This window comes from Arthrobacter sp. MW3 TE3886, from assembly GCF_041262145.1.
Classification (GTDB): Bacteria; Actinomycetota; Actinomycetes; order Actinomycetales; family Micrococcaceae; genus Arthrobacter.
Genome location: NZ_JBGCAN010000001.1, coordinates 1,855,282 through 1,879,369, shown reverse-complemented (window position 1 = coordinate 1,879,369; position 24,088 = coordinate 1,855,282). Strand labels below are relative to the sequence as shown.

Genomic DNA, 24,088 nt, shown 5'->3' with positions numbered 1-24,088 from the left:
CATGTGCCGTGGCCACAGGCAACTACCCCGGAATCAGACGTTGCCTGCTGCGCGGGCAGGGCTGAGGTAGAAGGTGAGGCGGAATTTGCCGATCTGGACCTCGTTGCCGGACTTCAGTTCCACCGAGTCCACTCGGTCATGGTTGACGTAGGTGCCATTCAGGCTCCCGGTGTCCACGACCTCAAAGCTGCGCGCCGTGCGGCGGAATTCAACGTGCCTGCGGGAGACGGTGACGTCGTCGAGGAAGATGTCGGCGTCCGGGTGGCGGCCCGCCGTCGTGACGTCGGAGTCCAGCAGGAACCGCGCACCGGCGTTGGGGCCGCTGTGCGCCACAAGCAGGGCCGATCCGGAGGGAAGGGCCTCGACCGCTGCCCGTTCCTCGGTCGAGAGCTTCGGCGTGAAATTGGGTTCGTCGCGCACCGGAGTGAGGTTGATCGACGTGGTCTCCGAAGCCTTCACTCCACCCGTGCCGTAACCGTCACCGGTGTCGTTCCGTTCGTGCCCAAACATTGAGTCCTCCTCATTCGTTGCAGGTGTCCCCCCTGCAAACAACGCATGCCGTCCGGAAAAGCCTCGCAGTCCCGGTAATGAGGCCCTTCGGCGGGGCGCGGCTTTGTTTTGTTATCCCAACAACACTCGCCGGCGGCCCCGGCCCGAATGACCTCTGTCTTTAGCCTACCTGTTGTTCATACTCGGATGCACTGAGCAGGGACTCGATCGCGTCGGCTTCCGCGAGCTTGATTTCGATCAGCCAGCCCTCACCGTACGGATCGGAGTTAATAAGCGCAGAATCGGTGTCCAGCGACTCGTTCCGGGCCACCACCTCGCCCGTCACCGGGGCGTAAATGTCGCTGACGCTCTTGGTGGATTCGACCTCTCCGACGACGTCGTTGGCCTTGATGGTGGTTCCGACCTCGGGCATCTGGGCGTAGACCACATCCCCGAGGGCGTCCTGGGCAAAATCGGTGATGCCCACGCGCACAACCCCGTCGGCATTGGGGGCCGAAACCCATTCGTGTTCTGCGGTGTAGGACAGGTCTTCGGGAATGATGCTCATGACGGGCCTTTCATCGGGTCAATCACCTGGGCGGCGGCAGTCGTTTGTTCTAGCCGCCGCTGAAAGTATAGGCATATCGGGCAGTGGCCGGGGAGGCATCTGAGAAGATGGTGCGATGGCAGAACATGCGCCGCTGAAGGTCGGGAATGTGAACAACCGGGGCGCCGGGACCGTCCGGGCACGCCAGGTAGCCCATGCCTGAGCTTCCGGAGGTTGCGGCCCTGACGGACTTTTTGGACGAGCACCTGCGCGGAGCAGTGGTGACGAAGATCCAGCCCGTCTCCTTCGCCGTGCTCAAGACGGCGGACCCTCCGTACTCCGACCTCCAGGGCAATACGGTCACCGCGGTGCGCAGGTTCGGCAAGTTCGTCAGCATGGAAGCGGACGGGCTGCATTTTGTCTTCCACTTGGCGCGGGCCGGCTGGGTCCGCTTCACTGACTCCCCCACAGACGCACAGCTGAAAATGGGCAAGGGTCACATCGCGCTGCGGCTGACGTTCTCGGGCGGTTCCGGCCCGATGGGCATGGACCTGACCGAGGCGGGCACGAAAAAGAGCCTAGCGGTCTACGTGGTCCGCGATCCGCACGACGTACCCGGCATCGCGGCGCTCGGACCGGATCCGTTCAGTCCGGACTTCGACGTCGAGGCCTTCGCTGGGATTCTCGGTTCCAGTTCCCAGCAGATCAAGGGCGTCCTGCGGAGCCAGGGCATCATCGCCGGGATTGGGAATGCGTACAGCGACGAGATCCTGCACGCCGCCAGGACCTCGCCGTTCGCGATCGCCAAGTCCCTGGACCGGACGGACGTGGAGCGCCTCTACGACGCCATCCACACCATTCTGGGAACGGCGGTGGCGGAAGCCAAGGGCAAGCCGCCCAACGAGCTCAAGGACGCCAAGCGGGGCCACATGCGGGTCCACGGCCGGACCGGCGAACCGTGTCCGGTGTGCGGGGACACGGTCCGGGAGGTTTCCTTTGCCGATTCCGCCCTGCAGTACTGCCCGACGTGCCAGACGAAGGGAAAGATCCTGGCCGACCGCCGGACCTCCCGGTTCCTCAAATAGCGGAAAAACGGCGCGGTTTCCTGAATCGCCGAACACCGCGCAGCCGACGTGTCCGGGAAACAGAAAACCCCGCCATTCCTTCATCAGGAATGGCGGGGTTTCAGCTGTTGGTCGGGCTGACAGGATTTGAACCTGCGACCCCTTGACCCCCAGTCAAGTGCGCTACCAAGCTGCGCTACAGCCCGCTGGTTCCACCGTTCTCCGCCCGGAAGCCCTCCCGGATTCACTCCAGGTTTTCTTCCAAGCAGTCCGGCCGAACCACCTCCAAAAGCTTACACGATCCGGGAGGGTGCCTGTGACAATTTCAGGCTGTCACGGCAAGGTGTGTCGGAATTAACGTTTCTTGCCGCGCTTTTCGCGCACACGCATGTTGACCTCGATCGGCGTGCCCTCGAAGCCGAAGGTCTCCCGGAGGCGTCGGGTGATGAAGCGGCGGTATCCCGGATCCAGGAATCCGGTGGTGAAGAGCACGAACTTCGGCGGCCGGCTTGAGGCCTGGGTGCCGAACAGGATGCGCGGCTGCTTGCCGCCGCGGACCGGGTGCGGGTGCGCTGCGACGAGTTCGCCCAGGAACGCGTTGAGGCGTCCGGTGGGGATGCGCTTGTCCCAGCTTTCCAGGGCAATGTCCAGGGCCGGAACGAGCCGGTCCTTGTGCCAGCCGGTCTTGGCCGAGATGTTCACGCGCGGGGCCCAGGCCACGTGGGCCAGGTCCTGCTCGATTTCGCGTTCCAGGTAGCGGCGGCGCTCGTCGTCGAGGAGGTCCCACTTGTTGAAGGCGAGCACCAGGGCGCGGCCGGATTCAACGGCGAGCTGCAGGATGCGGACATCCTGCTCGCTGAGCACTTCGTCCACGGCCAGGAGCACGACGGCGACCTCGGCCTTTTCGAGTGCGCTCTGCGTCCGCAGGGAGGCGTAGAAGTCCGCGCCCTGGGCCATGTGCTGGCGGCGCCGGATGCCGGCGGTGTCAACGAAGCGCCACGTGCGTCCGCCGAGTTCGATGAATTCGTCGACCGGGTCGCGGGTGGTGCCGGCGGTGTTGTCCACCACCACACGCTCGGAACCGGCGAGCTTGTTCAGCAGCGAGGACTTCCCGACGTTCGGGCGGCCGATCAGGGCGATACGGCGGGGTCCGCCGGAGCGTTCGAGGCCTTCAATCAGGGAGTACTCCGGGAGGGTGTCCATGACGTGGTCCAGGAGGTCGGCCACGCCGCGGCCGTGCAGGGCCGAGACCGGGTACGGTTCGCCGAAGCCCAGGCCCCACAGGGTGGCCGAGTCGGCTTCCTGGGCGAAGTCGTCCACCTTGTTGGCCACCATGATGACCGGCTTCTTCGACTTGCGCAGCATCTTCATGACGCCTTCATCGGTCGCGGTTGCGCCCACGGCGGAGTCGACGACGAACAGGACGGCGTCGGCAAGTTCCACGGCCATCTCGGCCTGCTCCGCCACGCGGGCGTGGATGCCGCGGGCATCGTGCTCCCAGCCGCCGGTGTCCACCACGGTGAAGTTGCGGCCGTTCCAGTTTGCCGAGTACATGACACGGTCGCGGGTGACGCCGGGGGTGTCCTCGACCACTGCCTCGCGGCGGCCCAGGATCCTGTTGACCAGGGTGGACTTGCCCACGTTGGGCCGGCCGATGATGGCCAGGACCGGGTCCAGTTTGACCGGGCCGTCAAAGTCCTCGTCGTCGAAGTGGCCGCTCAGCAGGGCGGCGTCGTCTTCGTCGAGCTCGTAGTCGTCCAGGCCGGCACGCAGCGAGGCCGCGCGGAGTTCCGCTTCGTCATCGTCCAGGGCGGCAAGGTTTTCAGCCACCTGGTCGGTGCCGGTGGGCGTGTATTCGTCTTCGCCGGCGCCAAAATTGCCGGAGGTTTGAGTCGTATCGCTCATTGCACTTTCCTTAGGTGGTGATCTGCCGGCGTCCCGGCTACTGCTTCATGACGTTCATGCGGGGATTCCGCGTGGGGCAGGGGCTGCCCGGTTCTTAGTACTGAGTCCTGGACATGGCGCGCTAATGCGGCCCGGATTTCGGTTCCCGCCCTGTCCATTGAAACACGCCCGGTCTCGCCGGGCCTGCGGCTGACGTTGATGGCCCCGCCGAAGCTGACATGCAGCCGCCGGCGCGGTGCGGGCACCGTGTCCAGGTGTTCGCCGCCGATTCGTGTGCCCAGGATGGCCACGGGCACCACTGTGGCGCGGGTGTTTAGCGCCAGCCAGGCGACGCCGTTGTTGATCGCGGCGGCCTCACCGCTCCCCCGTGTGCCTTCGGGAAGAATCCCGACACACCGTCCGGCGTCGAGCAGGCTCCGGGCCGTGGCCAGCGCCGCACGGCCGCCGCGGCGGTCGACGGGCAGCTGGCCCGACGCCGCCAGGACGCGGCCGAGAAGCCCGGTGAACATCTCCTGCTTGACGAGGATGTGCATGGGCCGGGGCGAGGCGCCGAACATGACGGGCCCGTCCAGGAAGCTGATGTGGTTTCCCGCGAAGATGACGGGACCGGCCGCCGGGACGTTGGAACGTCCGGTGACCGAGGTGCGGTAGACGAGGTGGTCCAGGATCCAGCCCACGGGCCGGCTCCACGCCGTCGTCCAGTGGCCGGGCAGGGAGTCGGGCGCTGTCTCCGGCAGTCCGGCACGCCCCTCAGTCACCGTGGACGGCCCGGAGCGGAACAGGAGAGTGGTTGACCACGGTGTCCACGATGTCGAGGGCGGCCTGGACCGTCCCGTCAAAGTCCAGTTCGGAGGAGTCCAGGGTCACGACGCCGTCGGCGGCCGTGGTGAAGTTCACTACGGTGGAGTCCTTGGCATCGCGGTGCGTGACCTGGGCTGCCAGCTGCTCGGCGTTCTGGCTGCCGCCCAACTGGATGCCGCGGCGGCGCAGCCGGGCTTCCTCGCTGGCGGTCAGCAGCATCCGCACCTCGGCATGGGGCGCGACGACGGTGGTGATGTCCCGGCCCTCCACCACCATGCGGCGGTGGTGCTTTTCGATCAGCTCGCGCTGCCGGCGGATCAGTTCCGTCCGCGCGCCCAGGGTGGTGGCGACGGCGCTGACTGCCGCGGAAATAGCGGGTTCACGGATGGCCAGGGTGACATCGTGGCCGCCGACGCGGACGTACTCTTCCTGCGGGCTCGTGCTGATTTCCAGCGGCAGCGTCTCGGCGGCTGTCTCGACGGCGGCCCCGTCGTCCAGATCCGTGCCGCTCTGCAGGCAGAACCACGTCAGGGCGCGGTACATCGCGCCGGTGTCGAGGTAGGCCAGTTTCAGCCGCCGGGCCACCTCCTTGCTCACGCTGGATTTGCCGGAGCCGGAAGGGCCATCGATGGCAACCACAAGGCTTTTTCCGGGACGGAGCACGTCCACTGTCTCGATGAGTTCCTGGGTCATTACTGGAGTACCCGCCATCCACGGTCGTTGAGGGCTTCTATCAAAAGGTCGTGCTTGTTGGGCAGGACGGAAATTTCCACCATGCCCACATTCTGCCCCGAAGAGTGGTCGAGGCGGAGGTCTTCGACGTTGACGCCGATCTCGCCGATTTCGGTCAGCAGCTTGGCGATCTGTCCGGGGGTGTCATCCACCAGCACCGTCAGCCACGAGTATGCCTGCGGGGGTCCGCCGTGCTTGCCTGGGATCCGGGACTGGCCGGCGTTGCCTTCGCTGATCAGTTGGGCAAGGTCCAGCCTGGCGCCGGGAGCGGTCGGTGCCTCCAGGGTGCCGATCAGCCGGTTGAGGTCCTCGCGGACTCCGTGCAGGATCTCCACCACCTTTTCCGCGTTCGCGCCCAGGATCTGGACCCAGAGCGTGGGATCGCTCGCGGCGATCCGGGTGACATCCCGCAGCCCGTTGCCGGCCAGGGACAGGGCGTGCAGGGGCGTGCCCTGCAGGCGGCTGGCCACGAGCGAGGACATCACCTGCGGCAGGTGTGAGACCAGCGCCACGGCTGCGTCGTGCTCGTCGGCGGCGAATTCGGACACGACTGCGCCGAGATCGCCGGCCAGCGCACGCGCCACCCGCAGCGACTCCGGCAGAGTCTCCTCCGCCGGGCACACGACCCACGGCATGGACGTGAACAGCTCGCCGCGGGCCGCGACCGGGCCGGATTTCTCGCGCCCGGCCATGGGGTGGGTGCCCACGTAGCGGCCCAGGTCCGCTCCGCGGCTGCGGAGATCGGCCAGGATCCCTGCCTTCACGCTCGCGATGTCCACCACGACGGCGTGCGGGTAGTCCTGGAGCGCCTTGGCAACGACGTCCGCCGTGACATCCGGCGGTGCGGCCACGACGACGAGCTCGGGCGCCTCCCCCTCGAGACGCGCCAGCGGCAGGCCGGCGCCGATATCGACGGCGACGGCCTGGTTGGTCGGCGAGGGGTCTGAGAGGAATACAGCCACACCCCGCCCCCGCAGCCCCAGCCCGATGCTGGTGCCCAGAAGCCCGGAGCCCAGGACGAGCACCGGGCCGTTCAGGTGGCCGCGGCCGTGCGTGCGGAAGGCGGACATGCTTACAGCCCCACGGAGGCCAGCAGGTGGCCGACTTCCTGCTTGCCGAGGTTGCGGATGCTGCCCTGGCGCTGGTCGCCGAGCCCGATGGGGCCGACCTTGACGCGCACCAGGCGCAGCACGGGGAAGCCGACGGCGTCGAACATGCGCCGGACGATCCGGTTCTTGCCCGAGTGCAGCACGACCTCGATCAGCACGTGGCCGGGAGTCGAGTCGACGAGCTTGAAGGAGTCCACCGAGGCGATGCCGTCCTCGAGTTCGACGCCGCCTTTGAGTTCGGCCCCCACGCCCTGCGGGAACGGCCCGCGGACCTGCACGAGGTAGGTCTTGGGCACTTCGTAGGACGGGTGCGTCAGGCGGTTGGCGAGCTCGCCGTCGTTGGTCAGGAGCAGCAGCCCTTCCGTGGCGACGTCGAGCCGGCCCACGTGGAAGAGGCGTTCGCCGTGGTGGTTGCGGACAAAGTCGCTGATGCACGGGCGGCCGTCCGGGTCCTCCATGGTGGAGACAACGCCCTTGGGCTTGTTGAAGACCATGTAGACCATGTTCTCGTCCAGCTGGATGCGCAGTCCGTCGACGTGGATCACTGCCGTCTTCGGGTCGACACGCACGCCGAGTTCGGTGACTACCTGGCCGTCGACCTCGACGCGGCCCTCGGCGATCATTTCCTCGCAGACGCGCCGTGAGGCGACGCCGGCGGAGGCCATGACCTTCTGGAGGCGGGTGCCGTCGGCGTCGTGCAGCTCAGACTGCGGCACCTCGCGGCGCGGTCCGCGGTTGCGGGCGGGTTTGCGCACCGGTCCGAGGTTCTGGCCGAAGCGTTCGCTGCCGAAGGCGCGGGGACCGGCGAACTTGGCGGCGCCGGTGCGCGGCTTGGGCTTGAGGGCCCCGGGGGTGCCGGGGGCCTTGCCGAAGCCGGGCTTGCGGGCGGCTGCCTTGCGGGCCGCTTCCTTGCCGGAAGGCGCTTTCGACTTCCAGTCAGCGGAAGCCGGACGGGCAGCCGACGGCGCGCCGTCCGGGCCCTGCAGGTCCGGATCGATGAAGGCCTCTTCGCGAGGCTTGGGGTGCTTGAAGGGGCGGTCTCCGCCGCCCTTGTAGCCGGCTCCGCCGCTACGGCCGGCGCCGCCCTGGGAGCTGCGGCCCGCGCCGCCCTGTGCGCCGCGGCCTGAACCGCCTTGCGCCGGCTTTTGGCCGGAATAGCTTTGTCCGGCACTGTTGCGTCCCGAACTGTTACGTGGTGAACCCTGGCGTCCCGCCTGTGTCATGACCCGTCCTTACGTTGGTGGCCTGCGGCCGCTGTCTCCCGACAACACCCGCCGGCCGGGCAATTTGTTCTGCCCGGTGGATACTCTCGTGCAGACGTTGTGCCTGCACAGATTCTGCTGAGGTACTGCTTACATTCTTCCTGCATCGTAAAACTCCTCGATGCCTTCCAGTCCAGGAAGGTGGGGGGAAAGCTGTGGCAATTCAGCCACGGAGCCGATTCCCATCCGCTCAAGGAAATACGATGTCGTGCGGTACAGGATTGCTCCGGACTCGGGATCGGTTCCCGAATCCTCAATCAGCCCCCGCTGCGTCAGCGTCCGCACGACAGAGTCAACGTTGACTCCTCGAATTGCAGACACCCGCGCCCTTGATACGGGCTGGCGGTATGCGATGACGGCGAGCGTTTCGAGCGCCGCCTGCGTCAGCCTGGCTGTTTGGCCTTCCAGCACGAATCCGCCAACGATCTCGGCGAACTCCGCGCGGGAATAGATCCGCCAGCCTCCGGCGATATTCCGCAATTCAAAACCCCGGGGGGCGGCATTGTCGCCGACACTAATACTGCTATGGCTGGCGACATCCGCATCCGGGGCATTAACAGTATAGCCGTTATACTCCCGCTGCAGTTCAGCCAGCAGGGTCTCGACGACGTCGACCGTCAAGTTCAGTCCGGCTGCCAGGGCCGGGGCGGTGGCGGGTTCGTCGATCACCATCAGGACGGCCTCGAGGGCCGCGCGGGCGCCCCCTGGCAGGCTCGCGACGTCCGGACCGGCGTCTGTCCCGGCTTCCGTCCCGGCCTCGCGGGCAGCGTCAGGGAGTCGTTCGTTCACGGTTGGTCCTCGTATTCTTCGCTCAGGTTTTCGCTGCTCCACCCCTGGGTATCGGCGGTCCAGTGCACCGTCAGTTCCCCCAGCGGCAGCAGCTGGTCAAAGCCCACCGCGCGGTCGCGGAACAGCTCCAGCAGCGCCAGGAACCGCGCCACCACCACCAGCGTGGATTCGGCGTCGGCGATCAGCGCCCGGAAGCTCAGCGGCGTGCCCAGCCGTAACCGGTTCCCCAGCAGCTCGGCCTGTTCCTTGACGCTGACGGGCGCGCCGTGCAGGTGCGCGAGGCCCACTTCGGTGGGGGCTGCCTCCTTGGGTTTGAGGGCCGCCTCGGCCAGGGAAGCGAACTGCGCCGGGGTGTGCCGCCACAGAAGTTCCGGAAGCAGGGCAGCGAAGTGTCCCTCCAGGGCGACCTGCCGGGGATACCGCCGGGCCTCGAGCTCGAGCGTGGAGCCGATCATGCCGGCCACCTGTTTGAAGGCCTTGTACTGCAGCAGCCGGGCGAACAGGAGGTCCCGGGCCTCCAGCAGGGCGATGTCCTCATCGTCCTCGACCTCGCCCGCGGGCAGCAGCCGGGCGGCTTTGAGGTCCAGGAGGGTGGCAGCAATCACCAGGAATTCGCTGGCCTCATCCAGGGCCCATTCCTCCCCCAGCTGCTGCAGGCCCCTGATGTACTTGATGAATTCGTCAGTGACCGTGGACAGCGCCACCTCGGTGATGTCCAGCTGATGCTTGGAGATCAGGCCGAGCAGGAGGTCGAACGGGCCGGTGAAGTTGGCCAGCCTCACTTCGAATCCGGGCTTTTTCCCGGGCTGTTCTGCACTGACGGGCGGTGCTGCACTGACACCCGGTGCTGCGGGTGGCGCGGAGTCCGCGCGCGTGTCGAGCTCCGCCGGCATATCGAGATTCGCTGGCGGAGAAAAGGCGCCTGCCACGATCCTGGCTAGGGCGCGCCGCCGCGCGAGATCAGCTCTTTGGCCAGGCGGCGGTAGGCGTCGGCACCGACGTGGTTGCCCGCGTAGGTTGTGATGGGCTCGGCCGCGACCGTGGCGTCGGCAAATTTGATTGAGCGCTTGATGACCGTTTCGAAGACCTTGTCGCCGAAGGCCTCCACCAGGCGGGCGATCACCTCGCGGCCGTGCAGGGTCCGGGCGTCGTACATCGTGGCGAGCACGCCGTCGACCTGCAGGCGCGGATTGAGGCGGTCCTGGACCTTGTCGATGGTTTCCACGAGCAGCGCCACGGCGCGCAGGGCGAAGAACTCACAGATCAGCGGGATGATGACGCCGTGGGCGGCGGTGAGCGCGTTGACGGTGAGCAGGCCGAGTGAGGGCTGGCAATCGATCAGGACGACGTCGTAGTCGTCCTCGACCTTTTTCAATGCCCGGTCCAGGACCTGTTCGCGGGCCACTTCGTTGACCAGCTGCACCTCGGCGGCAGAGAGGTCGATGTTGGCCGGGAGCAGGTCCACGTTTTCCACGCCGGTCTTCTGAATGGCGTCGCGGATGTCCACCTTGCGGTCCATCAGCACGTTGTACACGGTGAGGTCGAGCTCGTGCGGGTTGGTGCCCAGGCCGGCGGACAGGGCGCCCTGCGGATCGAAGTCGACCAGGAGCACGCGGCGGCCGTATTCGGCCAGGGCGGCGGCGAGGTTGATGGTGGACGTGGTTTTGCCCACCCCGCCCTTCTGGTTCACCATGGCGATGACCCGCGCAGGACCGTGGGAGGACAGCGGCGCGGGCTCCGGAAAGTCGCGTTGGGGCCGCCCGGTGGGGCCCATGACGGCGTCTTCCAGATCGAGTTCGGTGCCTTCCAGAGTTGCTGAACCCTGTTCGCTGCTCACGTATCTATCCACACTTTCGATGACGGTGATTGTCGTGCTTCATTGTGCTGCCTCCAGACTCCCAGAGCCCAGCGCGTTCCTCCCAAGGTTACAGCGCCCGACACGGTATTCGCCGGACCTTGACACTGGGCCGGACGCTGTGCCTTGACGTTCGGGTTGAAGTCGAAGGTTGTCTCGGGGCGGGCCTGGCGGCCTGAGCGTGCCGGCAGGCACGCCTGGAGACACGCCGGGAGACACCCAGCGAGCGGCCGAGGCAGGCAGGCGGGCGTGCGCTTCGGCGGCCCCGAACATATTGAAGTTTGTACCCCGCAGGCCTACATTGAAACGACGAGGTGGCAGCGGCTCATGCACGAACTTTCGATCACGCAAAGTCTTGTGGAGGCGGTCCTGGACCGGACCGGCGGCCGCTCCGTGACGGGCGTCAACCTGCGGATCGGACCCTTGAGCGGCGTCCTCCCGGACGCCGTGCGCTTTTGCTTCGACGTCGTTTCAGCTGACACGCCGCTGGCCGGGGCAACCCTGACGATCGATGAATCCGAGGGCCGGGCCAGGTGCCGCAGCTGCCACGACGAGTTCGTCCTTGAGGACATGTTTCTGCTCTGCCCCTGCGGCAGTGCCGATGTCGAAGTCGTCAGTGGCCGGGAGCTCCTGGTCACCTCGGTGGAGGTTGCGTAGACATGTGTGCGACGTGCGGATGCGGCGACGACGCCGGCACCAGAATTTCGGACCTCGACGGAACTGTGCACGAAATTGTGCACGACACCAGGCCCGCTGCTGCAGTCCCGCACGAACATCCGCATCCCCACGATCACGAGCACGATCACGGCCATCCCGACGATCACGAGCACGATCACGGCCATCCCGACGATCACGAGCACGATCACGGCCATCAGCATCCGCAGTCCCCCGGGACTGCCGACGCCGGGCACAGCCCCGCGGCGGAAGGACGGACCCTCATCTCCCTTGAGGAGAACCTTCTCGCCAAGAACGACCTCCTGGCCGCACGGAACCGGGGCTGGCTGGAAGGACGCGGCGTCCAGGCCTTCAATGTCATGAGTTCCCCCGGGGCCGGCAAGACCACGCTCCTGGTCCGGACTATCAGGGAATTGGCCGGCGAACTGGAGATCGGGGTCATTGAAGGTGACCAGGAGACCTCGCTGGACGCCGACCGGATCCGGTCCACCGGGCGGCCGGTGGTCCAAATCAACACCGGAGCAGGCTGCCACCTGGACGCCGGGATGCTGCAACGGGCACTGGGTGCACTGGACCCGGTGCCCGGATCGACACTCTTCATCGAAAACGTGGGCAACCTGGTGTGCCCGGCATTGTTCGACCTCGGCGAATCGGCCCGGGTCGTCGTGATCTCAGTTACGGAGGGCGATGACAAACCGCAGAAATACCCCCACATGTTCCTGGCTGCCGACCTGGTGATCATCAACAAAGCAGACCTGCTCCCCTATGTGGAGTTCGACGTCGAGCGTTGCGTGCGCCAGGCGCGCCTGCTGAATCCCGGCGTCGACGTCCTGACCCTGTCAGCTGCCACCGGCGACGGCATGGACGGCTGGCTGGAGTGGATCCGGAAGAATCCCCACCTGGCGGCGGCTGCCGCCGGGAGTGCGCCGCGCTCCGGCGGACTACGCGTTTGACCTGCTGACGCAACATTCGAGCCGCGGCCAATGGGCGGGCTCCGAAGGAGGCAACGATGCCTACAGCTACTGCATTGAAAGCGGAAGAAACCTTGATCCACGTGCTGTGGATCAATGCCGGACTCAGTTGCGACGGTGACTCCGTGGCCCTGACGGCGGCAACCCAGCCAAGCGTCGAGGAGATAGCCCTTGGGGCGCTCCCCGGACTTCCCAAGATTGCCATGCACTGGCCGCTGATCGACTTCGAATGCGGCCCGCAGCAAGGCGCCGACGACTTCCTCGAGTGGTTCCGCAAGGCGGACCGCGGCGAGCTGGAGCCGTTCGTGCTGGTGGTGGAGGGGTCCATCCCGAATGAGAAGCTGCACGCCGCGGGCGGCTACTGGGCGGCCTTCGGCAACAACCTCGACACCGGGCAGCCGATCACCACCAGCGAGTGGCTGGACCGGCTGGCGCCCAAGGCGACGGCGATCATCGCCGCCGGGACCTGTGCGACCTACGGCGGTATCCATGCCATGGCCGGGAACCCCACCGGGGCCATGGGGGTGCCCGACTATCTCGGGTATGACTGGCGGTCCAAGGCCGGGATCCCGATCGTGTGCGTCCCGGGCTGCCCCATCCAGCCGGACAACCTGTCCGAAACCATGACGTATCTGCTGTACCAGGCCACCGGGCAGGCCCCCATGATCCCCCTCGATGAGGCGCTCCGGCCGACCTGGCTGTTTGGCCAGACGGTGCACGAAGGATGCGACCGCGCGGGCTACTACGAACAGGGTGACTTCGCCACCGAATACGGGTCCCCGAAGTGCATCGTCAAGCTCGGCTGCTGGGGACCGGTTGTCAAGTGCAACGTGCCCAAGCGCGGCTGGATGAACGGAATCGGCGGGTGCCCCAACGTGGGCGGCATCTGCATCGGCTGCACGATGCCGGGCTTCCCGGACAAATTCATGCCGTTCATGGACGAACCTCCCGGCGGCAAGCTGTCGACCGCGTCAGTCATGCCGTACGGCAAGACCATCAGGACACTGCGGAACATCACGAAGCACACGCTGGACCAGGAACCCCGCTGGCGCAAACCCGGTAATGATCTGCTGACCGGCGCCAAGCGGACCTGGTAGGGACGCTAGGCAGAGAGGCAATGCAATGACTTCGACGATTCCGATGCCCCCGGCGGACGGTACCGCGGGCGAGAACCTGGTGGAGATGGCCTGGGACCCGATCACAAGGATCGTCGGCAGCCTCGGCATCTACACCAAGGTCGATTTCAAGAACAACCAAGTGGTGGAATGCCACAGCACGTCCTCGATTTTCCGCGGCTATTCCATCTTCATGCGCGGCAAGGACCCCCGGGACGCCCATTTCATCACGAGCCGGATCTGCGGAATCTGTGGCGACAACCACGCCACCTGTTCCTGTTACGCGCAGAACATGGCCTACGGGGTGAAGCCGCCCCACCTCGGTGAATGGATCGTCAACCTGGGCGAGGCTGCCGAGTACATGTTCGACCACAACATCTTCCAGGAGAACCTGGTCGGCGTGGACTACTGCGAGAAGATGGTCGCCGAAACCAACCCGTCGGTGCTGGCCAAAGCAGAGAACACGCCGGCCCCGCACGCCGCCGAGCACGGCTACCGCACCATCGCGGACATCATGCGCTCGCTGAACCCGTTTACCGGGGAGTTCTACCGCGAGGCGCTGCAAGTGAGCCGGATGACCCGGGAAATGTTCTGCCTGATGGAGGGCCGGCATGTCCATCCCTCCACGCTTTACCCCGGCGGCGTGGGCACCGTGGCGACGATCCAGCTGATGACGGACTACATCACCAGGCTCATGCGGTACGTGGAGTTCATGAAGAAGGTCGTGCCGATGCACGATGACCTCTTCGACTTCTTCTATGCTGCGCTGCCCGGGTACGAGCAGGTGGGGCTGCGTCGGACCCTGCTGGGCTGTTGGGGGTCCTTCCAGGATCCGGAGTTCTGCAATTTCGCCTACAAGGACATGACGGAGTGGGGCCGGAAGATGTTTGTCACCCCCGGGGTCGTGGTGGACGGCAAACTCGTGACCACGGACCTGGTGCGGATCAACCTGGGGATCCGGATCATGCTGGGCTCGTCCTACTACGAGGACTGGGGCGACCAGGAAATGTTCGTCACCCGCGATCCGCTGGGCAACCCGGTGGACCGCAGGCATCCCTGGAACCAGCACACCAACCCGCGGCCGCAGAAGCGCGACCTCGAGGACAAGTACAGCTGGGTGATGTCGCCGCGGTGGAATGACGGCGAAAGCAACCTGGCGCTGGATACCGGCGGCGGCCCGCTCGCCCGGCTCTGGTCGACCGCCCTTGCCGGGTTCGTCGACACCGGCTACCTCAAGTCAACGGGCAGCAGCGTCCAGATCGAGCTCCCCAAGACCGCGCTGAAGGGCCCGGTGACCCTGGAATGGAAGATCCCGCAGTGGAGCAACACGCTGGAGCGGAACCGCGCCCGGACCTATTTCCAGGCCTACGCGGCCGCCGCCGCACTGCACTTCGCCGAAAAGGCCCTCGAGGAGATCCGGGCCGGCCGCACCAAGACGTGGGAGTCCTTTGAGGTGCCGGAGGAAGCCATCAGCTGCGGGTTCACCGAAGCTGTCCGCGGCGTGCTCTCGCACCACATGGTGATCCGCGACGGCAAGATCGCCAACTACCATCCCTATCCGCCGACGCCCTGGAACGCCAGCCCGCGCGACTCCGAGGGAACACCGGGCCCGTATGAGGACGCGGTGCAGGGCCAGCCCATCTTCGAGGAGAACGACCGCGATCATTTCAAGGGCATCGACATCATGCGCACCGTCCGCAGCTTCGACCCCTGCCTGCCGTGCGGCGTCCACATGTACCTCGGCGACGGGCAGACGCTGGACTTGCTGCACTCCCCCACGCAGTCACTCACCGGTGAGTAGCCGGCCATGGACCGGGAGAATCTGTTGGGCTCGGCAGGTGAACGGATCAGTTCTCTCCTGGACGCGCTGGGTGCCGGCGGTCCGGTGGCCCGGGAGCGGGCGGAGGAACTGGTCCGGCAGGTGACGGAGCTGTACGGCGCCGGGCTGGAGCGGATCCTGCACGTGCTCGATTCGCAGGGTGTGCTCGGGCCCGGAACGGTCTCCGCCCTCACGTCCGACCCGCTGGTGTCCGGCCTGCTCCTGATCCACGGGCTGCATCCCGTAGACCTGCCCGGCAGGGTCGCCGGGGCCCTCGACTCCGTCCGGCCCTACCTCGGCTCGCACGGCGGGGATGTGGAACTGCTCGGCATCAGCGAAGAAGGCGTCGTCCGGCTGAGGCTGCTGGGCAGCTGCCAGGGCTGTCCGTCGTCGTCAGTGACGCTCAAGCTCGCCGTCGAGGACGCGATCGAATCCGCGGCGCCCGAGGTGACCGGCATCGAAGTGGAGGAGGCGGCTCCCGCCGCCGTTCCCGCCCTCATCCCGGTCGGCGCCCTGCGCTCGCGGCTGGACGGGCTGGGCGGCCCACCCGACGCCGGCACTCGCGGTGCCGCGCCGGACTGGACGGTCCCCGACGCCGGCACGCCGGCCTCAGGCACGTGGCAGGCGGTCCCGGCCCTCGCTGAGCTGGAGTCCGGAGCCGTGGCGGGATTCCTGGTGGCGGGCGTGGAGGTGCTCACGTGCCGGATCGGCCCGGACGTCTACGCGTTTGTGGACCGCTGCCCGCGGTGCACCCACTCCATGCCGGGCGCCTCGCTGCAGCGGGCGCTGGCGGCCCCGGTGGGCGGGGGGCTGTTGCGCTGCCCGCACTGCCGCAGCCACTTCGACGTCCGGAAGGCCGGGGCCTGCCTGGAGGACAAGGGGCTGCATCTGGATCCCCTCCCGCTGCTGCTCCGCAACGGGGTTCCCTCGGTGGCCGTCCCCACCACCGCGGACCCGCTGTGAAAGGCCGGTACATGAACGCCGCAGCACGGGAACGGAGCCGGGCATGACGGCGCCAACGGGAACCGGGAGCCAGCCGGCCGGCAGCGCCGGAATCAACAGCGCCGGAAACAGCGCATCGGCGCTCGCCGTGCTCCGCCGGATAGCTTCCACCCGCCCGGCCCAGGCTGCCGGCGAGCGCTGCGAGATGTGCGCGGAGCCCATCCCGGACGCCCACCAGCACGTGGTGGATCTGGAGAGCCGCTCCCTGCTGTGCACGTGCCGGCCCTGCTATCTGCTGTTCACGGACTCGTCGGCCCATCTGCGCTACCGTTCCGTCCCCGACCGCTACCTCTCGTTCGAACCCTTCGAGCTCGGCCAGGCCCAGTGGGACGAGCTGGAAATCCCGGTGGGGCTGGCCTTCTTCTTCTTCAACTCGGCCCTTGGCCGGACTGCCGCCTTCTATCCGAGCCCTGCCGGCGCCACGGAGTCGGAACTTCCCCTGGCCGCCTGGGCCTCGGTCCAGGCGGCCAACCCGGCCATCAGCGTGCTCGCCCCTGACACGGAGGCCCTGCTGATCCGCTCCCCCGGCCCCGGCCGGGAACGGGCGGACTGCCACCTGGTTCCCATCGATGCGTGCTACGAGCTGGTGGGCCGCCTGCGGCGGGTGTGGAAGGGCTTCGACGGCGGCCAGGAGTCCCGCCAGGAGCTCGCGGGATTCTTCGACCGGATCAGCAGCCGCAGCAGGCCCGCCCCCGCCGCGGCAGAGCCGGAGGGACGCCATGGTTGAGCTCGAATTCAGCGTGCTGGACATCGCCCCGGAGCCCTATGCGGCCGCGCCCCAGCTGACCGCACGCCTGCGGATCCAGGAGAAAAGCGGCGCCGCCGTCCATGCCATGGCCCTGCGGTGCCAGGTGCGGATCCTGGCCCAGCGCCGCGGCTACGACGCCGACGAGGAAGCCGGGCTGCTGGAACTCTTTGGCAGCCGCGGACGGTGGCCCACCACGCTCAAGCCCTTCATTTGGATGCACAGCGGCGTCCTGGTCCAGGGATTTGCGGACAGCGTCGACGTTGACCTGCCGCTGCCCTGCACGTTCGACTTCGAGGTCGCCGCAGCAAAATACCTGAACTCCCTGCGGGACGGGACGGTTCCGCTCGAGTTCCTTTTCTCCGGGACGGTTTTCACGCGCGGCGCGGCGGGCTTCGGCGTCGAGCAGGTTCCCTGGGACCGGGAATCGAGGTACCACCTGCCCGTGGCGGCCTGGCGCTCGCTGATGGACGCGTTCTTCCCGAACCAGGGATGGATCCGTCTGGACCGCGACGTCCTCGCGGCCCTGGCCAGGTACAAGGCGGTCCACGGCCTGATTTCCTGGGAAGCCGCAATCGAGGGGCTGCTGGCCGGGGCGGGTGACCCGGTACCGTGAACACCGGGCTCAGCCTGGCACGCGCCGTCGCCGACGCCGTCCTTTACGAGGGGTACCTCCTGTACCCCTACCGCGCCTCCTCCGCCAAGAACCAGGCCCGCTGGCAGTTCGGGGTGCTCGGGCCGCCGGGCGCGGCAGAATCCGGTGCCGGCGAGGAACCGGACATGGCAGCGGACTGCCTCCTCCAGCCGGGACCCGCCGCCCGGGTCGAGGTGCATCTGCGCTTCCTGCACCTCCAGAGACGGTCCGCCGAACGCGCGGATGAAGGCAGCTTCACGCCCGTCGACGAACTCACCGTCGGCGCTTCCCGGTGGCTCAGCTGGGACGAGGCAACGGATCAGGAGATCACGCTCGGGCCGTACAGCCTCGGCCAGCTGGCCGCGGGCGTGTGCGCCCAGGTCAACGTGCCGGCGAACGAGGACATCGAGCCCGTGCTGGACTCCGCCGGCACCACCGCCGGCAGGCTCGTGCGCCGGCGCCGGCAGCTTCGTGGCGAGGTGCGCCTGATGGCGACGCAAGTGGCGGCGCCGGGGCCGGGGCCGGCCGCCGAAGCCGATGCCGCGGCCGAGCCGGACCACGGTCCGCTGTGGCGGCTCAGGGTCACGGTGGAGAACGCGGCGGCAGCGACCGCCGACAAGCGTTCCGCGATCGAGTACTCGTTCATCGGAGCCCATGTCCTGCTCGCCGTCCACGATGCCGATTTCCTGTCGGTGATCGATCCGCCGGGATGGGCAGCGGAGGCGGCGGCTTCGTGCAGCCAGCACCGCTGCTGGCCCGTGCTCGCCGGTCCCGAGGGGCAGCGCGATGTCCTGCTCCTGTCCCCGATCATCCTTTATGACCATCCGGCGGTGGCACCGGAAAGCACCGTGGAACTGTTCGATGCGACGGAGATCGATGAAATCCTGACCTTGCGGGTGCTCACCCTGACCGATGAGGAAAAGGCGGAGGCCCGGTCAACCGATGCCCGGGCCGCGGCAATCATCGAACGCTGCGAAAACATGACCGCAGAGGAACTCCAGCAGCTGCACGGCATCCTGCGGAATCCGCACGGTGCCGTGCAACTGGCGGAGCCGCGCGGACCCGGGAGGACCGGAGGCGGCGGCTTGCCCGGCCCCGCAGTCCCGGGCTATCCGGAATTTTCCGTTCCCGAGTTCTCCGTTCCCGGGATTTCAGTTCCCGAGTTTTCAGTTCCCGGCGGCGCCGACGCGGGCACCGACGCCGGCACGCCGTGGTGGGATCCCGCCCGGGACACCGCCGTGGATCCGGAATCGGACACCGTCTTCATCGACGGCGTCCCGATCTCACGCGGCAGCCGGGTGCGGGTTGTTCCGCTGCGCCGCGCCGACGCCCAGGACCTCTTCTTCGCCGGTAAGTCGGGGCGTGTCACCGGAGTCCACTTCGACGTCGACGGCGGAACGCACGTCGCGGTGGTCCTCGAGGCCGACCCCGCCGCCGAACTGCAGGAGTGGTACGGCCGGTATCTGTATTTCGCCCCCGAGGAACTCGTGCCGCTCGCCGCGGCGCCGGCCCCGGACAACGGAAAGGAACCATCACCATGAAAGCCCTGGGCATCATGACAGTCGTGCTCCTGCTGGCCGCGGGCCTGGCGGCAGCCGTCGTCGGCCTGCGTTCAATTCCGGATATCAAACGCTACGTGCGCATGCGGAGCATGTGAGGCCCGGTGTGAGCGGGGTTCTCGTCGCGGGCGTGGGGAACGTGTTCCTTCGCGACGACGGATTTGGACCGGCCGTCGCCCGCCGACTGGCCGAGGAGGTCTCCGGCCTGCCCGGCTGGGCGCCGGAGGAGGTCCAGGTGCGGGACTACGGGATCCGCGGACTGCACCTCGCCTACGATCTCCTGGACGGGGTGGATGCGCTGGTGCTCGTGGATGTGCTCCCGGCCCCGGCGGACGGGAGCACAAGCGCCGGAACGCTCCGGATCCTGAAGATCCGGACGGAGGACCTGGAAAGCGGCGGACCGCTGACGCCGTCCGGCCTTCGGGTCAATCCAGCCTTCGATCCGCATGGCATGGATCCGCTGGCTGTCCTCCGCCGTCTCCGTGTTTTGGGCGGATCGCTGCCGGAGACCTATCTGGTCGGCTGCATCGCGGCGCGAACGGACGAGGGCATGGGCCTGTCCGAGGACGTGTCCCGTGCCGTCCCGGCGGCCGTGGAAGCAGTCCGCACCCTGGTCACAGCCCGCATCACGAATGCAGGCGCAACGCCCGCGAGCGCGGCTCCGGATGAAGCTGGCTGAGGAGGAACCACGGATGTGTTTGGGAATACCGGGCCGGATCATCGAAGTGATCGAAGGCTACAACGGGCAGCTCGCCCTGGTGGATGTGGCCGGAGTGGAGCGCAAAATCAACATTGGCCTCCTCGACGACGGCCCCTTGGCGTGCGGCACGTGGGTCCTGATCCACATGGGCTTCGCCCTGGAGCGCGTGGATCAGGATGGTGCCGACCGTGCGATGACGGGACTTGAGCTCATGGGACGGGGCCCGGACCCCACCGACACGGTCCCGTAGCCTTCGCTGCCCACTAACTGCCCCCACTGGCGGAACTGCAGGCGCCCGCTATTCGAGGGCGATCGCGGCGCCGCGGTGCTCCACGCCGGAGTTGGCGATCTTGAGGTGGCGCGCAAAGTAGTGCCGGAGCCGGTGGAGCTGGGCGGGCGAGAGCCGGTCGCACACCCAGTCCCAGTGGAGGGACACCATGTCCCCGGGCGTGAGGTCAGCGATGAAGCCGGACCCGGCCACGGCATACTTGGCCGTCTCGATCACCGGTTCCCCCAGCGACAGCTCCATCCCGTCCCACGCAAGGGGCCGCGAGCGCACGAGGGCGCTGTCCCCTTCGACGGCCACCACCTCGCCCCACCGGATGCGGCATTGGTCAAGGACATTCAGGGCCGTGGATGAGCGCCGGTCATCGCGCAAGAGTCCGGTCCACGGATAGATTTCCAGGACGTGGAAGCTGTGGTGCGGGACGCCGCCGGCGAGGACCCCTTCCATCAGGTGCGGGAACTGATGCCCGGTCCGTGCGCGGAAGCGGTCCTCCATGGAGTTCCCGATGCTGCGCACACCCACGGTGTCCAGCAGCGTGTTTCCCACCCAGTAGGCCTCCACCACCGCGTAGTCCAGCGGGTCCGGGTTGCCGGTGGCACCGGCGATGAGCTCCAGATACGGCCAGGCGCCGGCGAACCCCTTGGCAAGTTCGCGCAGGCCCGCGTCGGTCACCCCGGACTGGCCGTAGTGCAGCAGCGCGTCGCTGTCAGGCGGCCCGCAACTGCCCCGCGAATTCGGCGGATACGCGTAGCGGACAAACAGTTGGGCGCCGTTGATTTCCATCCCGCGGCCTCGTTTCACAGGGGATATCAGCGAGGCTAGCACCGGCGCCCATCGGCGAACAATGCCCGCGTTTGCGGCATTGACACCCCTGCGCATTCGGCGGATGCTGTGAGGAAATGCCGCACCGGGATCCTTGCTGTGGCCGGCGCGGAGCGAATGGCCGTTGCGCGCGGTCCTTCCCGGGAGGTAGGCCGATGAGCATCCCCGAAGCCAACCGACGATCTGTACTGGCAGCGGCCCTCTACGGCGGAGGGGCGCTGTTCCTCGCTTCCTGTGCCCCGGCCGGCACATCGCCACAGTCCACGCCACAGTCAACGCCGCAAGCAGGCACAGCAGGTACTGCGCCATCGGGTTCCGCCTCCGGCACTGCCGGGATCCAGGTCACGGACCAGCGCGGGACGGTCCTGAGTTTCGACCGCCCGGTCACCCGGGTGGTGACCATCCCCATGCCGGCCGCCTCCTTGCTGGCCGCCGTCGACCAGGGCGCCGGCCATCTCGCCGGGATGCACAACGCCTCCTGGGTGGCGATGCGCGACGGCGCCATGGGCGCCATGTACCCGGAGGCCCTGAACATCCCGCACGACATCGCCACGACCGACTTCACGCCCAATGTCGAAAGCATCCGGGCGCTGAACCCCGACGTCGTGGTCCAGTGGAGCGATGCGCAACTGACGGCACCGCTGGAACAGGCCGGGATGAAGGTCCTGGGCATCACGAACACCGGCACGCAGCAGGACGTGGACACGTGGACTGCGCTCTTCGCAACGATGCTGGGGCGCCCGGACCGGGCTGTGCAGATGAAGGCGCGCAGCGACGGGCAACAGAAGGCCATCCAGGCCGAGGCCGCCGCCCGCGGCACCGGCGGCCCGGGCATCATCTACTTCAACCGGTTCAGCGGCGGACTCAAGGTCGCCGGGAACGGCAGCTACAACGACTTCTACATCAAGCTCATCGGGGCACACAACCCCGCCACCGGCCCGCAGGGCCTCCAGGGCAAGGGCATGGTGGGCGTGGACGTCGAACAGGTCCTTGCCTGGGATCCGGAGATCATCCTGCTCGGGAACTTCGACGACGCGATGCCCGCCGACGTCTACGGCAACCCGGTGTGGCAAAGCGTCTCCGCCGTGCGCTCCCGCCGCGTCTACAAGGTCCCGCTGGGCGGCTACCGCTGGGATCCCCCCGGCCAGGAGTCACCACTGATGTGGCGCTGGCTCACCGATGTCAGTTTCCCCTCCGGCAACCGCTCCGCGCTGAGGGACGAGACAAGCGGCTACTTCGATTTCCTGTACCGCTACCGGCCATCGGCGTCGGAGCTGGACAAGATCCTGTGGACCGAAGCCAATGGCACCTCGGCCAACTACCGGCAGTTCGATGCTTCGTGAGGCCCAGCCTCTGACCACGGGACCCCCTGGCGGCCGCCGGGGATCGAAGCTGCGCCAGGTCATCGGTCCCTGCCTGCTCGCAGGCGCCGTCCTGGCAGCCGTGTCCGCCCTGGCCCTCGCCAGCGGCCGCTACAACGTTCCCCTCGACCACGTCGTACAGATCCTGGCCTCCCGAATAGTTCCCTTCGGCCCGGACCTTCCCGCGGCCGAGGAAAACGTGGTGCTGCTGGTCAGGTTGCCCAGGGTCCTGCTCGCCCTGCTGGTCGGCGGCGCCCTCGCAATCGGCGGTGCAGCCCTGCAGGCCGTGTTCCGCAATCCCCTGGTCAGCCCGGAGGTCATCGGCGTCTCCTCGGGAGCCTCCTTCGGCGGTGCCCTGGCCCTGCTGCTGGGCCTGGGCCCGGTCGCCCTCGTGGGCGGGTCGTTCGGCTTCGGGTTGCTGGCACTGGGAATCGTCTTCCTCATCACGTCCGGGCGGGGCGGCGCCCACATCCTCATGGTGGTCCTCGGAGGAATCGTCACAGCCTCGTTCTTCTCCGCCCTGGTGGCCCTGGTGACGTATCTGGCGGACCCGTTCACCACCCTGCCCGCCATCGTCTTCTGGTTGCTCGGCAGTGTCTCCACCGCTACGTGGGCGAAAGTGCTGGTGGCCCTCATTCCGATCGCTGCCGGCGGCGTCGTCCTGCTGGCACTGCGATGGCGGATCAATGTGCTCTCGCTCGGGGACGATGACGCCACCGCCCTGGGGCTCCGGCCGCGCCCCCTGCGCTGGGTGGTCCTCGCCGCCGTGGCCCTCATGGTTGCCGGCGCCGTCGCCGTCAGCGGCGTCATCAGCTGGGTGGGGCTGGTCATCCCGCACCTCGCACGCATGTGGGTGGGCCCGGACCACCGCGTGCTGCTGCCGGTCTCATTCCTGCTGGGCGGGGCCTACCTGATCGCCGTCGACACCATTGCGCGCACCGCCACGGCCGGGGAAATCCCGTTGGGCGTCCTGACCGCCCTGATCGGGGCACCGGTCTTCTTCGTACTGCTGCGCCGGAACCGGGAAAGGATCTGGGACGGTGCTTGAGCTGCGCGGGGCAGGGTTTGGCTATTCACCCGAGAAGTGGGTGTTCAAGGATCTCAGCTTCTCGGTGCCCCCGGGCACCGTGACCGCGGTCCTGGGGCCCAACGGCAGCGGCAAGACAACCCTGGTGCGCTGCGCGGCCGGCATGCTGGCCGTGCGGGAGGGTGCGGTGCGCAGGTCCGAGACGGCCGGCTATGTCCCCCAGGCGCGCGGCAGCACGTTCGGCTACCCCGCCCTGGAGATGGTGGTCATGGGCCGTGCCCGCCACATCGGCGTCTTCCGCACCCCCGGCAGCCGGGACAGGGCCGCCGCGCTCCACGCCATGGACCGGGTGGGGATCGCCGCCCTGGCCGACCGGCTGTTTCCGACCCTGAGCGGGGGCGAGCAGCAGCTGGTCCTCATTGCACGGGCCATCGCGGGCGGTTCGCGGCTCCTCGTCCTGGATGAGCCTTCCACCGGGCTGGACCTGAAAAACCAGGTCCGGGTTCTCCAGCTCCTGAGGGAACTCGTGCGGACCGGGATGTCGTTGCTCGTGAGCACCCATCACCCGGACCACGCCCTGTTCCTCGCAGACTCGGTGGTCCTCATGGGCGCCGAGGGGGTGGTGACCGGGCCCGCCGGGCCGCTCCTCGCCGATGCGCAGCTTTCGGCGCTGTACGGCGTCCGCGTCAGCACCCTGAACTACGACGACGCCGGCACGCCCCGCCGCACCGTGGTCACCCCGTTCGGCGCCGACGAGGGCTGATCCGAACGCCCAGGCGCCCGGCAGCTGGGCTGCCGGGCGCCTGGGCGTCATCGAGC

At 67.7% G+C, this 24,088-nt stretch carries 25 protein-coding genes and 1 tRNA gene; 14 read left to right on the top strand and 12 right to left on the bottom strand.

The annotated features are described in order from the left end of the window. Positions 1 to 33 precede the first annotated feature (33 nt). The gene (locus ABH915_RS08545; protein WP_018772317.1) at positions 34 to 510 is read right to left on the bottom strand and encodes an FHA domain-containing protein; all 477 of its coding nucleotides are present in this window, start codon (positions 508 to 510) and stop codon (positions 34 to 36) included. 160 nt (positions 511 to 670) lie between these two features. Next, the gene (gene gcvH, locus ABH915_RS08540; RefSeq protein ID WP_018772316.1) at positions 671 to 1,057 is read right to left on the bottom strand and encodes a glycine cleavage system protein GcvH; all 387 of its coding nucleotides are present in this window, start codon (positions 1,055 to 1,057) and stop codon (positions 671 to 673) included. A 194-nt stretch (positions 1,058 to 1,251) separates the two neighbouring features. Between gcvH and ABH915_RS08535 the strand changes: the two genes are divergently transcribed. Further along, positions 1,252 to 2,121 (top strand): Fpg/Nei family DNA glycosylase, encoded by an 870-nt coding sequence (locus ABH915_RS08535; protein ID WP_370119913.1) that lies wholly within the window; start codon positions 1,252 to 1,254, stop codon positions 2,119 to 2,121. A gap of 108 nt (positions 2,122 to 2,229) precedes the next feature. Here ABH915_RS08535 and ABH915_RS08530 read toward each other — a convergent pair. The 9 genes from ABH915_RS08530 to ABH915_RS08490 form a co-directional block, all read right to left on the bottom strand. After that, a tRNA-Pro gene (locus ABH915_RS08530) sits at positions 2,230 to 2,306 on the bottom strand. 148 nt (positions 2,307 to 2,454) lie between these two features. After that, entirely contained in the window at positions 2,455 to 4,005 is a 1,551-nt protein-coding gene (gene der, locus ABH915_RS08525) for a ribosome biogenesis GTPase Der (protein ID WP_370119910.1), read from the bottom strand. Next, on the bottom strand, positions 4,002 to 4,682 hold the full coding sequence (locus tag ABH915_RS08520; RefSeq protein WP_018772313.1) for a 1-acyl-sn-glycerol-3-phosphate acyltransferase: 681 nt from the start codon (positions 4,680 to 4,682) through the stop codon (positions 4,002 to 4,004). Before ABH915_RS08520 ends, der begins: the two co-directional genes overlap by 4 nt. 73 nt (positions 4,683 to 4,755) lie before the next feature. Beyond that, complete coding sequence (gene cmk, locus ABH915_RS08515) at positions 4,756 to 5,499, bottom strand: (d)CMP kinase (protein WP_043423204.1); 744 nt, start codon at positions 5,497 to 5,499, stop codon at positions 4,756 to 4,758. Further along, positions 5,499 to 6,608, bottom strand: a complete 1,110-nt coding sequence (locus ABH915_RS08510; protein ID WP_018772311.1) for a prephenate dehydrogenase — start codon at positions 6,606 to 6,608, stop codon at positions 5,499 to 5,501. The genes cmk and ABH915_RS08510 overlap by 1 nt, the downstream gene beginning before the upstream one ends. A 2-nt stretch (positions 6,609 to 6,610) precedes the next feature. After that, positions 6,611 to 7,870 (bottom strand): pseudouridine synthase, encoded by a 1,260-nt coding sequence (locus tag ABH915_RS08505; protein WP_370119906.1) that lies wholly within the window; start codon positions 7,868 to 7,870, stop codon positions 6,611 to 6,613. A gap of 129 nt (positions 7,871 to 7,999) precedes the next feature. After that, on the bottom strand, positions 8,000 to 8,581 hold the full coding sequence (locus tag ABH915_RS08500) for an SMC-Scp complex subunit ScpB (RefSeq protein WP_370124972.1): 582 nt from the start codon (positions 8,579 to 8,581) through the stop codon (positions 8,000 to 8,002). 113 nt (positions 8,582 to 8,694) lie between these two features. Beyond that, positions 8,695 to 9,591 carry a ScpA family protein gene (locus ABH915_RS08495; protein ID WP_370119903.1) on the bottom strand — a complete coding sequence of 299 codons (897 nt, stop codon included), beginning with the start codon at positions 9,589 to 9,591 and terminating at the stop codon, positions 8,695 to 8,697. A gap of 44 nt (positions 9,592 to 9,635) precedes the next feature. Continuing rightward, positions 9,636 to 10,535 carry a ParA family protein gene (locus ABH915_RS08490; protein WP_018772307.1) on the bottom strand — a complete coding sequence of 300 codons (900 nt, stop codon included), beginning with the start codon at positions 10,533 to 10,535 and terminating at the stop codon, positions 9,636 to 9,638. 345 nt (positions 10,536 to 10,880) lie between these two features. On the opposite strand from ABH915_RS08490, the gene ABH915_RS08485 reads away from it, so the two are divergent. The 10 genes from ABH915_RS08485 (at position 10,881) to ABH915_RS08440 (ending at position 20,023) form a co-directional block, all read left to right on the top strand. Then, the gene (locus ABH915_RS08485) at positions 10,881 to 11,210 is read left to right on the top strand and encodes a hydrogenase maturation nickel metallochaperone HypA (protein ID WP_370119900.1); all 330 of its coding nucleotides are present in this window, start codon (positions 10,881 to 10,883) and stop codon (positions 11,208 to 11,210) included. 2 nt (positions 11,211 to 11,212) lie between these two features. Then, the gene (gene hypB / locus ABH915_RS08480; protein WP_370119897.1) at positions 11,213 to 12,181 is read left to right on the top strand and encodes a hydrogenase nickel incorporation protein HypB; all 969 of its coding nucleotides are present in this window, start codon (positions 11,213 to 11,215) and stop codon (positions 12,179 to 12,181) included. A gap of 56 nt (positions 12,182 to 12,237) precedes the next feature. Continuing rightward, positions 12,238 to 13,296, top strand: coding sequence for a hydrogenase expression protein HypE (locus ABH915_RS08475; RefSeq protein ID WP_026538777.1), 1,059 nt, complete (start codon positions 12,238 to 12,240; stop codon positions 13,294 to 13,296). Between the two features lie 25 nt (positions 13,297 to 13,321). Next, on the top strand, positions 13,322 to 15,115 hold the full coding sequence (locus tag ABH915_RS08470; RefSeq protein WP_370119894.1) for a nickel-dependent hydrogenase large subunit: 1,794 nt from the start codon (positions 13,322 to 13,324) through the stop codon (positions 15,113 to 15,115). Positions 15,116 to 15,121: 6 nt separating this feature from the next. Then, entirely contained in the window at positions 15,122 to 16,096 is a 975-nt protein-coding gene (locus ABH915_RS08465; RefSeq protein ID WP_370119891.1) for a NifU family protein, read from the top strand. 43 nt (positions 16,097 to 16,139) lie between these two features. Beyond that, entirely contained in the window at positions 16,140 to 16,862 is a 723-nt protein-coding gene (locus ABH915_RS08460; protein WP_370119889.1) for a DUF5947 family protein, read from the top strand. Next, a complete protein-coding gene (locus ABH915_RS08455; protein ID WP_370119886.1) occupies positions 16,855 to 17,496 on the top strand; it encodes a DUF6084 family protein in 642 nt (213 codons plus the stop codon). The genes ABH915_RS08460 and ABH915_RS08455 overlap by 8 nt, the downstream gene beginning before the upstream one ends. Further along, positions 17,493 to 19,055, top strand: a complete 1,563-nt coding sequence (locus ABH915_RS08450) for a hypothetical protein (RefSeq protein ID WP_370119883.1) — start codon at positions 17,493 to 17,495, stop codon at positions 19,053 to 19,055. Before ABH915_RS08455 ends, ABH915_RS08450 begins: the two co-directional genes overlap by 4 nt. A gap of 124 nt (positions 19,056 to 19,179) precedes the next feature. Beyond that, the gene (locus ABH915_RS08445) at positions 19,180 to 19,752 is read left to right on the top strand and encodes a hydrogenase maturation protease (RefSeq protein ID WP_370119880.1); all 573 of its coding nucleotides are present in this window, start codon (positions 19,180 to 19,182) and stop codon (positions 19,750 to 19,752) included. A 13-nt stretch (positions 19,753 to 19,765) separates the two neighbouring features. Continuing rightward, on the top strand, positions 19,766 to 20,023 hold the full coding sequence (locus tag ABH915_RS08440) for a HypC/HybG/HupF family hydrogenase formation chaperone (protein WP_370119877.1): 258 nt from the start codon (positions 19,766 to 19,768) through the stop codon (positions 20,021 to 20,023). A gap of 48 nt (positions 20,024 to 20,071) precedes the next feature. Here ABH915_RS08440 and ABH915_RS08435 read toward each other — a convergent pair whose 3' ends face one another. Beyond that, positions 20,072 to 20,842: a DUF6390 family protein gene (locus ABH915_RS08435; RefSeq protein ID WP_370119874.1), complete on the bottom strand. Its 771-nt coding sequence runs from the start codon at positions 20,840 to 20,842 to the stop codon at positions 20,072 to 20,074. Positions 20,843 to 21,036: 194 nt separating this feature from the next. Between ABH915_RS08435 and ABH915_RS08430 the strand changes: the two genes are divergently transcribed. From ABH915_RS08430 to ABH915_RS08420, 3 genes are read left to right on the top strand one after another with little or no spacing between them, the layout of a single operon-like run. Next, complete coding sequence (locus ABH915_RS08430; protein ID WP_370119872.1) at positions 21,037 to 22,224, top strand: ABC transporter substrate-binding protein; 1,188 nt, start codon at positions 21,037 to 21,039, stop codon at positions 22,222 to 22,224. Further along, positions 22,184 to 23,290 (top strand): FecCD family ABC transporter permease, encoded by a 1,107-nt coding sequence (locus ABH915_RS08425; RefSeq protein ID WP_370119869.1) that lies wholly within the window; start codon positions 22,184 to 22,186, stop codon positions 23,288 to 23,290. The genes ABH915_RS08430 and ABH915_RS08425 overlap by 41 nt, the downstream gene beginning before the upstream one ends. Continuing rightward, a complete protein-coding gene (locus tag ABH915_RS08420; RefSeq protein ID WP_370119867.1) occupies positions 23,283 to 24,032 on the top strand; it encodes an ABC transporter ATP-binding protein in 750 nt (249 codons plus the stop codon). Before ABH915_RS08425 ends, ABH915_RS08420 begins: the two co-directional genes overlap by 8 nt. The last annotated feature ends 56 nt before the right edge of the window (positions 24,033 to 24,088 follow it).

What these genes read in the sequence shown, in the direction of transcription:
- ABH915_RS08485 (WP_370119900.1), top strand. Translation starts at nt 10,881, where the DNA reads ATGCACGAACTTTCGATCACGCAAAGTCTTGTGGAGGCGGTCCTGGAC.
- ABH915_RS08545 (WP_018772317.1), bottom strand. Translation starts at nt 510, where the DNA reads ATGTTTGGGCACGAACGGAACGACACCGGTGACGGTTACGGCACGGGT.
- ABH915_RS08510 (WP_018772311.1), bottom strand. Translation starts at nt 6,608, where the DNA reads ATGTCCGCCTTCCGCACGCACGGCCGCGGCCACCTGAACGGCCCGGTG.
- ABH915_RS08475 (WP_026538777.1), top strand. Translation starts at nt 12,238, where the DNA reads ATGCCTACAGCTACTGCATTGAAAGCGGAAGAAACCTTGATCCACGTG.
- ABH915_RS08435 (WP_370119874.1), bottom strand. Translation starts at nt 20,842, where the DNA reads ATGGAAATCAACGGCGCCCAACTGTTTGTCCGCTACGCGTATCCGCCG.
- der (WP_370119910.1), bottom strand. Translation starts at nt 4,005, where the DNA reads ATGAGCGATACGACTCAAACCTCCGGCAATTTTGGCGCCGGCGAAGAC.
- ABH915_RS08505 (WP_370119906.1), bottom strand. Translation starts at nt 7,870, where the DNA reads ATGACACAGGCGGGACGCCAGGGTTCACCACGTAACAGTTCGGGACGC.
- ABH915_RS08425 (WP_370119869.1), top strand. Translation starts at nt 22,184, where the DNA reads ATGGCACCTCGGCCAACTACCGGCAGTTCGATGCTTCGTGAGGCCCAG.
- ABH915_RS08465 (WP_370119891.1), top strand. Translation starts at nt 15,122, where the DNA reads ATGGACCGGGAGAATCTGTTGGGCTCGGCAGGTGAACGGATCAGTTCT.
- ABH915_RS08430 (WP_370119872.1), top strand. Translation starts at nt 21,037, where the DNA reads ATGAGCATCCCCGAAGCCAACCGACGATCTGTACTGGCAGCGGCCCTC.
- gcvH (WP_018772316.1), bottom strand. Translation starts at nt 1,057, where the DNA reads ATGAGCATCATTCCCGAAGACCTGTCCTACACCGCAGAACACGAATGG.
- ABH915_RS08455 (WP_370119886.1), top strand. Translation starts at nt 16,855, where the DNA reads ATGGTTGAGCTCGAATTCAGCGTGCTGGACATCGCCCCGGAGCCCTAT.
- ABH915_RS08500 (WP_370124972.1), bottom strand. Translation starts at nt 8,581, where the DNA reads ATGGTGATCGACGAACCCGCCACCGCCCCGGCCCTGGCAGCCGGACTG.
- ABH915_RS08470 (WP_370119894.1), top strand. Translation starts at nt 13,322, where the DNA reads ATGACTTCGACGATTCCGATGCCCCCGGCGGACGGTACCGCGGGCGAG.
- ABH915_RS08495 (WP_370119903.1), bottom strand. Translation starts at nt 9,591, where the DNA reads ATGCCGGCGGAGCTCGACACGCGCGCGGACTCCGCGCCACCCGCAGCA.
- ABH915_RS08535 (WP_370119913.1), top strand. Translation starts at nt 1,252, where the DNA reads ATGCCTGAGCTTCCGGAGGTTGCGGCCCTGACGGACTTTTTGGACGAG.
- cmk (WP_043423204.1), bottom strand. Translation starts at nt 5,499, where the DNA reads ATGACCCAGGAACTCATCGAGACAGTGGACGTGCTCCGTCCCGGAAAA.
- hypB (WP_370119897.1), top strand. Translation starts at nt 11,213, where the DNA reads ATGTGTGCGACGTGCGGATGCGGCGACGACGCCGGCACCAGAATTTCG.
- ABH915_RS08460 (WP_370119889.1), top strand. Translation starts at nt 16,140, where the DNA reads ATGACGGCGCCAACGGGAACCGGGAGCCAGCCGGCCGGCAGCGCCGGA.
- ABH915_RS08440 (WP_370119877.1), top strand. Translation starts at nt 19,766, where the DNA reads ATGTGTTTGGGAATACCGGGCCGGATCATCGAAGTGATCGAAGGCTAC.